Here is a 12,088-nt window from a genome sequence, read left to right as displayed (position 1 = left end):
ATAGACTGCCATGGCCCTCCCCCGTTCGAGCCCAAGCCATGCTCCACGTGTTGTTCAGCGTTTACCTGAAGATGCTGGTGCTCTACAGCCCGTTCTTCGTCCTGTCCTGCTTTATCAGCCTGACCCGTGGCTACTCCAGCAAGGAGCGCCGACGCCTGGCCTGGAAAGTGGCGCTCGCCACCCTGGTCTCCAGCGTGCTGCTGTACCTGTTCGGGAGAGTGATCTTCAGTGTCTTTGGCATCACTGTGGATGCCTTCCGCATTGGCGCCGGGAGCGTGTTGTTCATCTCGGCACTGGGCATGGCCCAGGGCAAGTCAGCCATACAGAGCGACAACGTACAACAGGACGTGACCATCGTCCCGCTGACCATCCCGCTGACCGTCGGTCCTGGCACCATCGGCGCGTTGCTGGTCATGGGCGTGAGCCAGCCCCATTGGGACGACAAACTTATCGCCATCGTCAGTATCGGCCTGGCCAGTTTTACCGTCGGCGTGGTGCTGTACCTGTCGAACCGGATCGAACAGATCCTCGGCGACCAGGGCCTGCAGATCGTCAGCCGCCTGATGGGATTGTTCGTCTGCGCCCTGGCGGCGCAGATCATCTTTACCGGGGTGCGCGGCTACCTGGTGCCCTGAACTGCGCCTGACACGAACATGGCCTCGGCAAAGCGCGCTCGCCCCTCTTCATCGGTCAGGTCAAACGACAATCCCCTGACCTTTTATCGTCAGCTCTTTCCGAAGTCCCGGCGCCTCAGGAGCGGGGCTTTTCACCATACCAGCGCGGCGTATAGACCCACTCGCCGCCCTCGGCACGAGGGAAGACACAGGTGGTGGACGAGCCGATGATAACCATGGTGCGCATGTCCACCTGCTCCGGCGTCAGCGCACCCAGCGTGGTCACCCGCAAGGTCTGACCCGGTCGACCGATATCCCGCCCCAGCACGACCGGTGTCAGCGGTGTGCGGTGCTGGGCGACGATTTCCAGCGCCCGTCCCAACTGCCAGGGACGGGAGCGGGAAATCGGGTTGTAGAAGGCCAGGGCGAGGTCGGCCTGGGCCGCCAGGTCGAGGCGCTTCTCGATAATGCTCCAGGGCTTGAGGTTGTCCGACAGCGACATCACGCAGAAGTCGTGCCCCAGGGGGGCACCGGCCTGGGCCGCAGTGGCGAGAGAGGCGGAAACGCCGGGGAGGATTTCCAGATCGACGCCGTGCCAGCTCGGCTCATCGGACTCATGCAAGGCTTCGAGCACCGCCGCCGCCATGGCGAATACACCCGGATCGCCGGACGACACCACTACCACCGAACGCCCCTGGGCCGCGAGTTCGAACGCATGCCGGGCGCGCAGCATTTCTTCGCGGTTGTCGGTACAGTGCAGCACCTGGTCGGCACGAAACGGGCCGGCCATGCGCACATAGGTTTCATAGCCCAGCACATCGTTGGCTCGGGCCAGTTCGGCTTTTACCGCCGGCACCATCAGTTCGGCGGCGCCGGGTCCCAGGCCGATCACCGCCAGGCGTCCGCGAGAACGACCGATGCGTTCCGGCTCCAACGGCTGGCTGGCGACCGCAATCGCCAGCTCGGCACCGATACAGATCGGCGGTAACAACTGCGGTATCGCTTGTTGCGCCATTTGCGCGACGGAACCGACCGAGGCGACAAAGCGCAATGGCACTGCTAATTCGGCAGCCGCCATCCGCAGGGCGGGGTTGGCCATCTCACTGTCAGCCGCCACCAGGCAAGCCAGCGATTGCCAGGCGATATTCGCCTCGTGCAAGGCCTGACGCACCGCACCCGCCAGCTCCGGCACGGCGGCCGTGACCGCCACCAGGACGCTGCGCGCATAGATCAGCAATTCATCGGCAACCGGCGCACGCTCAGCGCTACCGACATGAATCGACAGACGCGCCTGTCGATCCTCCGGCAAGTGCGCCCGCGCCAGCCAGGGGGCCGCTCCTTCGATACGCACACTTTCGCCAGCCAGCAAGTCCGAGACAAAGCGTTTGCCCAGCTCCAGGTCGCCCAGCGCATAACCGCTGGGCGGATTCAGCAGACAGGTACCGAAACGCAGCTCGCCGCTGGTGGTGATAGCTGCTGCTACCCCCAGGCCCGCCGCCATTTCCCGGGCCATGGCATTCACCCCACCCAAGCCGCCCAGCAACGGTACTACCGCGCTGCCGTCTTCGGCCACCGCCAGTACTGGCGGCTCGGCCCCCTTTTCCAGTAACAGCGGGGCCAGCGTGCGGATCACGATGCCGGCGGCGCACAAGGCAATGATCGGCGTGTCCTGTTGGTAGAGCTGGCGCAAGGTCGCGCCAAACTCGTGATACAACCGGTCCGCGCCTTCGACTCGCCCAACCAGTCCGTAGACCAGCGCATCCGGGTAGACCTGTTGCAGCCTGCGGGCTGTTGCGAGGCTGCCATTGCCGAGGGTGACAATGGCCGGTTGCGGGCGGCTCATCCTTGCCACCGTTCGCCGGGCACGATAATCAGTGAGAAGTACGGCGAGGACATTGGCTCGACTTCATTGAGCGGCACGATCTTCTGGTTAGCCATGGTTGCCCGCTCCACATACAGCGCACGGCTGACCAGCCCCAACTCTTCGAGTACCTGGCGAACCTTATGGAAGTTGCGCCCCAGTTTCATAATCACTGCGGCATCGGCATCGACCAGGCGCCGCTTGAGTTCGTCGTGGGCCAGCACGCCGGACAACACCGACAGGCTCTGGTTGCGGTACACCAGCGGCACGCCAAGCACCGAAGCGCCACCGAGCATCGAACACACGCCGGCAATCACCTGGGCGTCGTAGCGCTCGGCCAAGCGGTCGTGCAGGTACATGTAGGAACCGTAGAAGAACGGATCGCCTTCGCAGATCACCGCCACGTCGCGCCCGGCATCCAGGTGCGCGGCCACTTCCAGACTGGCCTCGTCGTAGAAGTCGCTGATCACCTGCTCGTAAGACAACGGCGCCGGCAAGGCTTCGGTGGTCACCGGGTAGACCAGCGGCAACAGCAACTGGGCAGGCTGCAGGTGCGCTTCGATGATACCGAAGGCATTACCCTTCTTGCCCTTGGCAACGAAGTACGCCACCACCGGCGCCTCGCGCAGCAGGCGTAGCGCCTTCAGGGTGATCAGCTCTGGATCACCCGGCCCCACGCCGAGGCCGATCAGACGTCCAGGTGGGGGCATCATTCAATCTCCGTGGCGAGAGCGTTGACGGCGGCGGCGGCCATGGCACTGCCACCCAAGCGGCCTTGCATGATCACGAAGGGTACGCCACGGCTGTCGGCGGCGAGCATTGCCTTGGATTCGGCGGCACCGACGAATCCCACCGGAAAACCGAGGATCAGTGCCGGCTTCGGCGCACCGGCATCGAGCATTTCCAACAGGTAGAACAAGGCGGTCGGCGCGTTGCCAATCACCACTACGCTGCCTTCCAGATGTGGCCGCCACAGTTCCAGGGCCACCGCCGAACGAGTATTGCCCTGCTCCCGCGCCAGCGTCGGCACGCGCTCGTCACGCAGGGTGCAGATCACCGGGTTGTTCGCCGGCAAACGTGAGCGGGTGATGCCTTCGGCGACCATGCGCGCGTCACAGAGGATCGTCGCGCCAGCCGCCAGCGCATCGCGTCCGGCCTGGCCGGCACCCGGCGAGAAGCGCAGGCCGTCGATGGCATCGACCATGCCACAGGCGTGAATGACACGCACGGCGAGCTTTTCGAGGTCGGCGGGAATACGCGCCAGGTTCGCTTCCGCGCGAATGATCGCGAAGGAGTTGCGATAGATCTCCTGACCATCGCGAATGTAATCAATCATCGGTACGGCTCCGTGAGCGGGCTTCGAGCAACGCGCCCGCCGCATCAATAGTAAGGTTGCGCGCGTGCAGCAGACCGAAGCCAGGTTGAGCTACATCGCGAAAATAGAGGTCGTAATGGCCGGGTGAGACCGCCAACAACGTACACGGGGCCACATGGGCCGCCGCACAGGACCGACCACAACCGGACAAATGGACGTCCTGGGCGTGTCCCGGCAAGCACGTCGCCAGCCGCCGGGCATCGGCCTTGGTGTCGGCCAGGCCCTTGGTACAGCCGCCGGACCCGCTGCAGGCGATGATCCGCGCCAGCGCCTGGTCAGCCTCGCAAAGCAGCCCGAGTTGGCGCAGCCGGGCCGTCACGCTCGCGGCGTCCTGGCGACGAATATTGGCCAGCAACAGGCTTTGCCAGGGCGTCAGGCGCAGGCTGCCGTCGCCCCGGCGCAGCGCCAACCGAGCCACGCCGTCGAGCAGGGTGGCGTCGAGTCGGCCCAGGGGGAACGCGGCGCCGATATGCACCCGCCCCGGTTGCCGCTGTGGATAAGTCCCGATATGCCGCAGGCTCGCGGCACGGGGTCGCCGCCAATGCGGCACGGGCGTCAACCCGACATCTAGCCGAGCGGACAATTGCGCCATGAACGATTCGACCGCAACCTCGGCCAGCAAATGCCGCATGCGCGTCTGCTCCGGTCGGGCAAGGTCGAGGAACAGTTCCAGCACCGCCACCACCAACTCATGACCCTGCTCGAAAGGCACCGCGGCCAACGGCGCATCATAGGCCGGGCAGCCGGCGAGACCAAATGCCAGACATAGCCTGTCCTCGATCAACAGCGCCGACAACCATAGGTCATGGGGATGTTCGAGCATCGCCAGGGCTTCACCGCCGTCCAGTTGCAGCGCGAACTTGGCCGACAGTTCATGAAAGCGCCGGCGCCCCTGTAGCGTGGCGAGAATCTGCGCGGCGAGCGGGCGAGTATCGATCAGCATCTGTGCGTCGATACCGGCACTGGGACTGAGCATCAGATTGCGCACATCGTCGGCGCCAGCAACCTGCGTCAAGCCGCAGGAGGCGGACGCATCCGCGAAGCCTCTGACGCTCTCATGGCTCCTTTCGCGGCGGTCCGGCGTCTCGGCGTCAGGCCCGAGACCGGCCTCCAGCAAGGTCGCGATCAAGGCCGCATGCTGCTCGCCGATCCCGCGAATTTGCAGGTTGCCCCGGTTGGTCGCCTCGATCACCCCATGGGCATAACGCTCGGCGGCTTGGGCCACGGCCTGAGCCTGGGCGGCGCTGATAACGCCTCCGGCCAGCTTGATCCGACAGATACCGCCATCCAGCGCCGGGACGATGCGCAGCAACCCCGGACACGCCGAGGGGCGGATAGCATTGGCAAGCGGGCGTTCGTTCAAGGGGCAACCGACAGTAAGGGAAAGGCATTTTGCCGTCCAAGGCGCGGTATTATGCCTGCTTTGTCCGAAGGCATGAAAAGACTGCCCGTCGGAACAGCGGTGTTTTGAGGATTTTAGATGACGCCTTGGCTGACAGTAGTAGGCATCGGTGAAGACGGCTTCAGTGGTCTGGGCAAAAATGCCCGGCGCGCCCTGCTGGGCGCTTCGCGGATCTTCGGCGGGCAACGCCAGCTCGATCTGCTGCCGGTGTGTGTGCGTGGCGAACGCCAGGTCTGGCCAAGCCCATTCTCCACTGCGCCGGTACTGGCCCTGCGCGGCACTCCGGTGTGCGTGTTGGCGAGCGGCGACCCGATGCTGTTCGGTGTCGGTGCCAGCCTGTCGCGGCAGATGAACCGTGAGGAAATGCAGGTGTTGCCCGCGCCCTCTGCCTATTCACTGGCCGCCGCTCGCCTGGGCTGGGCCTTGCAGGACGTGGTGTGCCTGTCGGTAGTCGCACGACCGGTGGCGGCCCTGAGTGCGCAACTGTATTCGGGGCTACGCCTGCTGGTCCTGAGCAATGACGAGCGAAGTCCCGCCGCCATCGCCGCCTTGCTCCGCGCACGCGGTTTCGGACCGAGTCGCCTCAGTGTCCTAGAACACCTCGGTGGTCCGCTGGAGCGCCGCATCGACACGCTAGCCGACGCCTGGCAAGAGCAAACCATCGCCAAGTTGAATCTGGTGGCTATCGACTGCCTGGCCGACCCGACCACTCCGCGCCTGTCGCGAATCGGCGGGCTGCCGGACTCCGCGTTCCGCCATGACGGCCAGTTGACCAAACGCGATGTACGCGCCATCACTCTGGCCCGCCTCGCCCCCGTGCCCGGAGATCTGCTGTGGGATGTCGGCGCCGGCAGTGGCTCCATCGGCATCGAATGGATGCGTGCTCACCCCAGTTGCCGGGCGATTGCCATCGAAGCGCACGAGAGTCGCCAGCAACTGATCGAACACAACTGCGCCACCCTCGGCGTGCCCGGCTTGCGTCTGGTGCGCGGTAGCGCTCCCGAGGCTCTGGCAGAGCTGGAGCCGCCGGACGCGATCTTTATCGGCGGCGGCGTGACTCACCCCGGCGTGCTGGACACTTGCTGGGCCCGACTCAAGCCCGGCGGACGCCTGGTGGCCAATGCCGTAACCCTGCAAAGCGAGATGCGGTTAATGAGCTGGCAGCAAACCCATGGCGGTGAACTGACCCGGATCCATATCGCCCAGGCCCAGCCCCTGGGGAACTTCGATACCTGGCGCCAGGCACTGCCCATCACCCTGCTCGATGGGGTCAAGCCTCTCGATGCGTGACGAAACCCCGGAACGACCCGCGCCCCTGCGCAGCGGCCTGACCACCGGCAGTTGCGCCACGGCCACCTCGCTGGCGGCGGCGCGGCTGCTGCTGACAGGCGTGCGCCACGATGCGGTGCAAATCATCCTGCCCAAGGGCAACCAGGTGCAGATGCGCCTGGAGTTCTGCCGCCTGCACGAAGACGGCGCCGAAGCCGGGACCCTCAAGGATGCTGGCGACGATCCGGATGTGACCCACGGAGCCCTGTTGTATTCGCAGGTGCGCCTGATCGCCGAACCCGGCGTGCGCTTTCACGCGGGCGCCGGCGTCGGTACCGTGACGCGCCCGGGCTTGGTGCTGGCGGTGGGCGAGCCGGCGATCAACCCGGTGCCGCGCAAGATGATCAGCGACCATCTGCGCCAACTCGCCACCGAACACGCTTATGCCGGCGGGTTTTCGGTGACGGTCAATGTTCAGGGCGGCGAAACCCTGGCCCTGAAGACCATGAACCCGCGCCTGGGCATTCTCGGCGGGCTGTCGATTCTCGGCACCAGCGGCATTGTCCGGCCATTCTCCTGCGCTGCCTATATCGCCTCGATCCATCAAGGCATCGATGTGGCCAAGACCAACGGCTACCTGCATATCGCCGCTTGCACCGGCAACGCCAGCGAAGACACCATGCGTCGCGTGTACAACCTGCCGGAGATTGCCCTGATCGAAATGGGCGACTTCGTCGGCGCCGTGCTCAAACATGTGCGCAAAGTGCCCGTGGATAAATTGAGCCTGTGCGGCGGCTTCGGCAAGATTAGCAAGCTGGCGGGCGGGCACATGGACTTGCACAGCCGCCATTCGAGCATCGACCTGCCACAACTGGCTGAGTGGGCGGCGGCGGAGGGCGCCGATGACACCTTGCAGGAGGCCATCCGCCAGGCCAATACCAGCCAGCAGGCACTCGCCATGGCCCATGCTGCCGGGATCGCCCTCGGTAACGTGGTCTGCCAGCATGCGCTGGAGGTTGCCCGCCGGGTGGTGCCGGCCCAGGTACAGGTCGAAGTATTCGCCATCGATCGCCAAGGTGGCATCGTTGGCCATGCCGGGGCTTGCCCATGAAAATACTCTTGTTGGGGGGTGTGAGCGAAGCACTGGCGATTGCCCGTACACTGGGGCCGGAACATATCTATAGCCTGGCGGGAATCGGCCGGGTGCCCGGCGACTTGCGCTGCCAGGTGCGGGTCGGCGGTTATGGCGGGGCCGAGGGACTGGCGCGCTTTATTCGCGACGCAGGCATCGACCTGCTGCTGGACGCTACTCATCCCTATGCTGCCCAGATCAGCCGCAATGCTGTCGTGGCGGCAGGTATCAGCGGCATTGCCTGCTGGGCCCTGCGCCGCCCGGCCTGGGTCGCGGAGCCCGGAGACGACTGGCGGGAAGTCGCCGACTGGGCCGAACTGGTCGACGCGCTGAAACCGTTCAAGCGACCACTGTTCACCCTCGGGCGCGAGCCGCTGCAGCACCTCGACGAAATCCCCGCCGGACAGTTCTGGACCCTGAGAGCCCTCGACCAGTATCCCGGTACCGAGCGCTGTGAAGTCATCGGCGCCCGTGGCCCGTTCCACCTGGAGGATGAGCGAGCGCTGTTCGAGCATCGCGCCATCGATGTGCTGATCAGCAAGAACAGCGGCAGCAGCGCCACCGAACCCAAGCTGCAAGTGGCCCGTGAACGCTCACTACCGGTGCTGATCCTCAAGCGCCCCGTACTACCAGCCACCACACGCGAGTTCTCGACGCTTGAGGAAACACTGGCGGCGTTGGCGATTGCTTTTCAATAGATCAGGATCTTCGCTTGTCAAACGTCGGCTTTGAAGGCCCTGCCGGGAAAGCCGATAAACCCAGCAAAAGCCTGCACCGCAGACTGTGCGCCAATGGCAATCCGAGCATGGATAACCTGGCGGCGATCTTTGCCGCGATTCGCGCGGCGCCGGGCATCCATATCGTGGTGCACAACGCGCCCGCCGCTTGACTCGCCAACGACGCCTGCCGCCCCAGTCATCACGCCAAGTACTGCTACGCTTGCCCAGAAGCATTCACAGGGCAGGTCCTATAAAGCTTTGCGACCTTTCACCGCAGCGCCTGCTTTTACTTATCAAGAACATTCAGGCTAAATAACCCAGCACTTTGGCACTTCTGGCGGAAGCCCTTCCATGTCCCGACAACGGCTCGCGGTAGCTACCTGGATCGCCTGTTTGGCAATGCTGTTCAATCTGCTCGCCATGCCGATTTCCACAGCCATGGCCTCATCACCGGATCGCTCCACCTCCGAACAATTGCTCTGGGGCAGTTTCTGCTCGGCCAGCGGCACCCGACTCGCGGCCATCGCCATCGGCAAATGGGAGCGGAACACTGCGCCGAACCACGATCACTCGACGATGCAGCATTGCTGGTGCTGCTCCGGCGCCGCGCCGCTGGTGGTATTGCCGGGGCATATGCCCCAGTTGGCAGTCGCCCCACTCGAAACGGGCCTTGGCCACCTCGCGTTCCATGGCGAATCGCCGACGCCTCGCCAACAATGGCCCTCGCTCAATCCCCGCGCCTCTCCAGTCGTCTGAATTCGCCCTCGCCCCCCTTTTTTTGTGTTTTGAATTGTTATGGAGAACACCCATGCTCAAGAATATCCTGCTGCTGGCCGCATTGCTGTTGCCCGTCGGTTTTGCCAATGCCCATGAATTCAGCATCGGTCAGTTGCAGATCGATCATCCCTGGTCTCAGGAACTGCCGCCCAATGCCCCCACCGTGGCTGCTTATTTCATCATTCGAAACCAAGGCCTGACGTCTGATCGCTTGGTGAGCGTCGACAGCCCCATCGCAAAAAAAGCCGAACTGCATGAACATGTGATGCAAGGGGACCTGATGAAAATGCAGCAGGTACCGGGCGTCGAGGTACCGGCCAAGGGCGAGGTGAAGTTCGCCCCCATGGCCTACCACGTGATGTTGCTCGACCTCGAGGACCGCAGCCCGCTGCAGGACGGCAAACACTTCCCGTTGACCCTGCACTTTGAAAAGGCTGGCGACGTCACCGTTGAAGTGGTGGTACACAAGCAAGCACCCAACGACGCCTCGGACATGCCGCACAGGCACGCTCAATAACCAGCCAAACCATTGAACGCCAGACGCGGTGCCGTGTCGCATTCGCTTGAAGGATGGAACGCGCCTGTCCACTGCGGGAACTCATCTGCGCTGTCCGGTTGCCCGAGCACCAACATGAATCGGCCTCACCTTCATCCTGAAAGCGCCGAGATGCGCGAAATAGAGGGTTCTATAAACTTTTGGGGCATCATCTTGCAAGCAGACATTGTTATCATATAACAATAATGCGAGATACCCGACCCGTGGCCATGCGCTGCGGGTCCCCTTGAGGATAAGCGACTTACCAGCCCGATGAACAAGTACCTTGTATCCGGCCTTTGCCTGTTGGCATTCGACCCTGCCCAGGCAAATGCCACGCTGCTTCTGCCCACCGGCACCATTACCGCGCCTGCCGTCGATACCGCCGAAGTCGATCTGAAGACCCCCACCACGGCGGGTTCGCGCTTGGGTTTGACGGCGCTTGAGACACCCGCCAGCACCGAAAGTCTCACTGGGGAGCGTATCCGCGAGCGCGGCGATAGCAGCGTACAGGACGCGGTGTCGCGCAGCACCGGCCTGAGCCGCACAGGTACGCCCGGCGATGGCGGCACCTCGCTGCAGGCCCGTGGCTTTACCGGGCAGAACTCGGTGATGCAGTTATATGACGGCACCCGGATGTATGTCGGTGCCGGTACCGTAACCTTCCCGGTCGACACTTGGTCCGTGGAACGTGTCGATGTTCTGCGCGGCCCAGCGTCCGTGCTCTATGGCGAAGGCGCGACCGGCGCAGTGATCAACACGATCCCGAAAAAACCGTTCAACGGCGCTATCGAAAACCACCTGCGCCTCGGCTATGGCGCCTACGACCAGCAACAGCAGGCGTTCGACAGCGGCGGTTCGCTGACCGACCAACTGAGCTACCGCATCAACATCAATCGCCTACGCGGAAACGGCTGGATCGACCGTGGCGACTCCGCCAGCGACTTCGTCAGCGCCGCCCTGCGCTGGCAGGCCAACGACAACCTGGTCGTCACTCTCGCCCACGACTACGGCGACCAACAGCCGATGAACAATTTCGGCACCCCCTTGATCCAAGGCCACTACCGGCAAAGCCTGCGAGACAAGAACTACAACGTCGGCAACGACAAACAGCATTACAACGACCAGTGGACGCGCCTGAGCAGCGAATGGCAGATCTACGACAACCTCAGTGCCAACAACGAGCTCTATTACCTCAAGGCCCAGCGTCGCTGGCAGAACGCGGAGCGCTACGACTTCGATCAAAGCAGTCAGCAACTGCTCAGACAAAGCTACCTGGGCATCCGCCATTACCAGGAACAGATCGGCGACCGCCAGACCTTCACCTTCAAACACAGCCTGTTCGGCCTGGACAGCCAGACGTTGACGGGCATCGACGTCAATCGCATCCGCTTCAACGTGGCCAGCAACTCGCCGTTCGATGATGTGTCGAGCGGCGGGCAACCCATCGACATCAACCACCCGACACCCGGCGTATTCGAGAGCGCCAGCCCGTTTCGCAGCCAATACAGCAGCAGCACCCGCCAATTCTCGGCGTTTGCCGAAAACCGCACGCTACTCAACGAGCAGTGGTCCCTGGTGACCGGTGTCCGTCGCGACTTCGTGCATATAGATCGCGACAACCTGGTCAATGGCAGCGAAAGTGCCAAGTCGCTGACCGGTAGCAACTGGAAAGTCGGCCTGGTGTACGCCATAACACCCGACACTTCGCTCTACGGCCAATACGCGACCAGCACCGATGGTGTGAGCGGCTTGATTTCCCTCAGTCCAAACAATCAGAAGTTTGACCTGTCGACCGCCAAGCAGAGCGAAATCGGCCTCAAGCAGATGTTCTGGGACCAACGCGGCGAATGGACCCTGGCGGCCTATCACATCGTCAAGAAAAAGCTGCTCACTACCGACCCACGCAATGCGCAGAACCAGTTGCAGGTGGGCCAGCAATCGTCCGATGGACTGGAAGTCAGCCTCGACCTGAAATTGACGCACGACTGGCAGTTGCAGGCCAACGCATCGGTTCTCCGGGCACAATACGATGACTTTGACCAGTCGCTCGGCGGCACCGTCGTGTCCTACAAAGGCAACCGACCTGCCGATGTGCCCCGCCGCACCGCCAACCTCTGGCTGAACAAGGCACTCAGCGACGATGTCAAAGCAGGCGCCGGCGTGCGTTATGTCGATGCGCGTTATGCCGACCTGGCCAATACCGCCCAATTGCCGAGCTACACCGTGGTCGATGCCAATGTGTCATGGAAGGCTTTACGCAACACCACGCTGGGCCTGCAACTGAACAATTTGTTCGACCGCCAGTACGCCCAAAGCCAATACAATGACGGCCAACAATGGATCATGGGACAGCCGCGCTCGTTCTTCGTGACGGCGGACTACACCTTCTGATGAGCGCCAA

The 12,088-nt window shown here is 63.4% G+C and carries 11 protein-coding genes and 1 pseudogene; 8 read left to right on the top strand and 4 right to left on the bottom strand.

Annotated features, from left to right (window positions below; translation table 11 throughout):
* The first annotated feature begins 38 nt into the window (after positions 1-38).
* Positions 39-635, top strand: coding sequence for a MarC family protein (tspR, locus tag BMX68_RS10965; protein WP_017130195.1), 597 nt, complete (start codon positions 39-41; stop codon positions 633-635).
* 115 nt (positions 636-750) lie between these two features.
* Here tspR and cobJ read toward each other — a convergent pair whose 3' ends face one another.
* Genes cobJ through cobG form a run of 4 tightly spaced genes read right to left on the bottom strand, consistent with a single transcriptional unit; the run spans position 751 to position 5,213 of the window.
* Entirely contained in the window at positions 751-2,457 is a 1,707-nt protein-coding gene (gene cobJ / locus BMX68_RS10960; RefSeq protein ID WP_060783554.1) for a precorrin-3B C(17)-methyltransferase, read from the bottom strand.
* Positions 2,454-3,188 (bottom strand): precorrin-2 C(20)-methyltransferase, encoded by a 735-nt coding sequence (locus tag BMX68_RS10955; RefSeq protein WP_017130196.1) that lies wholly within the window; start codon positions 3,186-3,188, stop codon positions 2,454-2,456. Before BMX68_RS10955 ends, cobJ begins: the two co-directional genes overlap by 4 nt.
* Positions 3,185-3,811, bottom strand: a complete 627-nt coding sequence (locus BMX68_RS10950) for a precorrin-8X methylmutase (protein ID WP_017130197.1) — start codon at positions 3,809-3,811, stop codon at positions 3,185-3,187. The genes BMX68_RS10955 and BMX68_RS10950 overlap by 4 nt, the downstream gene beginning before the upstream one ends.
* Positions 3,804-5,213, bottom strand: a complete 1,410-nt coding sequence (gene cobG / locus BMX68_RS10945) for a precorrin-3B synthase (protein ID WP_039792104.1) — start codon at positions 5,211-5,213, stop codon at positions 3,804-3,806. The genes BMX68_RS10950 and cobG overlap by 8 nt, the downstream gene beginning before the upstream one ends.
* Before the next feature lie 117 nt (positions 5,214-5,330).
* Between cobG and BMX68_RS10940 the strand changes: the two genes are divergently transcribed.
* From BMX68_RS10940 to BMX68_RS10915, 7 genes and pseudogenes are all read left to right on the top strand, one after another.
* Positions 5,331-6,542 (top strand): bifunctional cobalt-precorrin-7 (C(5))-methyltransferase/cobalt-precorrin-6B (C(15))-methyltransferase, encoded by a 1,212-nt coding sequence (locus tag BMX68_RS10940; protein WP_017130199.1) that lies wholly within the window; start codon positions 5,331-5,333, stop codon positions 6,540-6,542.
* Positions 6,535-7,632, top strand: a complete 1,098-nt coding sequence (locus tag BMX68_RS10935; RefSeq protein WP_017130200.1) for a cobalt-precorrin-5B (C(1))-methyltransferase — start codon at positions 6,535-6,537, stop codon at positions 7,630-7,632. Before BMX68_RS10940 ends, BMX68_RS10935 begins: the two co-directional genes overlap by 8 nt.
* The gene (locus tag BMX68_RS10930) at positions 7,629-8,351 is read left to right on the top strand and encodes a cobalt-precorrin-6A reductase (RefSeq protein WP_017130201.1); all 723 of its coding nucleotides are present in this window, start codon (positions 7,629-7,631) and stop codon (positions 8,349-8,351) included. The genes BMX68_RS10935 and BMX68_RS10930 overlap by 4 nt, the downstream gene beginning before the upstream one ends.
* Positions 8,352-8,353: 2 nt before the next feature.
* Positions 8,354-8,542: pseudogene (locus tag BMX68_RS25900) on the top strand (transcriptional regulator); the annotation flags it as partial.
* A gap of 181 nt (positions 8,543-8,723) precedes the next feature.
* Positions 8,724-9,128, top strand: a complete 405-nt coding sequence (locus BMX68_RS10925; protein WP_026012989.1) for a DUF2946 domain-containing protein — start codon at positions 8,724-8,726, stop codon at positions 9,126-9,128.
* A gap of 52 nt (positions 9,129-9,180) precedes the next feature.
* Positions 9,181-9,666, top strand: coding sequence for a copper chaperone PCu(A)C (locus BMX68_RS10920; protein WP_017130204.1), 486 nt, complete (start codon positions 9,181-9,183; stop codon positions 9,664-9,666).
* 291 nt (positions 9,667-9,957) lie between these two features.
* Entirely contained in the window at positions 9,958-12,078 is a 2,121-nt protein-coding gene (locus tag BMX68_RS10915; RefSeq protein ID WP_017130205.1) for a TonB-dependent receptor, read from the top strand.
* The last annotated feature ends 10 nt before the right edge of the window (positions 12,079-12,088 follow it).

It is taken from the genome of Pseudomonas agarici (assembly GCF_900109755.1).
Classification (GTDB): domain Bacteria; phylum Pseudomonadota; class Gammaproteobacteria; order Pseudomonadales; family Pseudomonadaceae; genus Aquipseudomonas; species Aquipseudomonas agarici.
Note: the sequence above shows the minus strand (reverse complement) of the source record. Positions and strands in the feature narration are given on the sequence as shown.

Coding starts and splice junctions, on each gene's coding strand:
- tspR (WP_017130195.1), top strand. CDS start 39: ATGCTCCACGTGTTGTTCAGCGTTTACCTGAAGATGCTGGTGCTCTAC.
- cobJ (WP_060783554.1), bottom strand. CDS start 2,457: ATGAGCCGCCCGCAACCGGCCATTGTCACCCTCGGCAATGGCAGCCTC.
- BMX68_RS10955 (WP_017130196.1), bottom strand. CDS start 3,188: ATGATGCCCCCACCTGGACGTCTGATCGGCCTCGGCGTGGGGCCGGGT.
- BMX68_RS10950 (WP_017130197.1), bottom strand. CDS start 3,811: ATGATTGATTACATTCGCGATGGTCAGGAGATCTATCGCAACTCCTTC.
- BMX68_RS10930 (WP_017130201.1), top strand. CDS start 7,629: ATGAAAATACTCTTGTTGGGGGGTGTGAGCGAAGCACTGGCGATTGCC.
- BMX68_RS10920 (WP_017130204.1), top strand. CDS start 9,181: ATGCTCAAGAATATCCTGCTGCTGGCCGCATTGCTGTTGCCCGTCGGT.
- BMX68_RS10915 (WP_017130205.1), top strand. CDS start 9,958: ATGAACAAGTACCTTGTATCCGGCCTTTGCCTGTTGGCATTCGACCCT.
- BMX68_RS10940 (WP_017130199.1), top strand. CDS start 5,331: ATGACGCCTTGGCTGACAGTAGTAGGCATCGGTGAAGACGGCTTCAGT.
- BMX68_RS10925 (WP_026012989.1), top strand. CDS start 8,724: ATGTCCCGACAACGGCTCGCGGTAGCTACCTGGATCGCCTGTTTGGCA.
- BMX68_RS10935 (WP_017130200.1), top strand. CDS start 6,535: ATGCGTGACGAAACCCCGGAACGACCCGCGCCCCTGCGCAGCGGCCTG.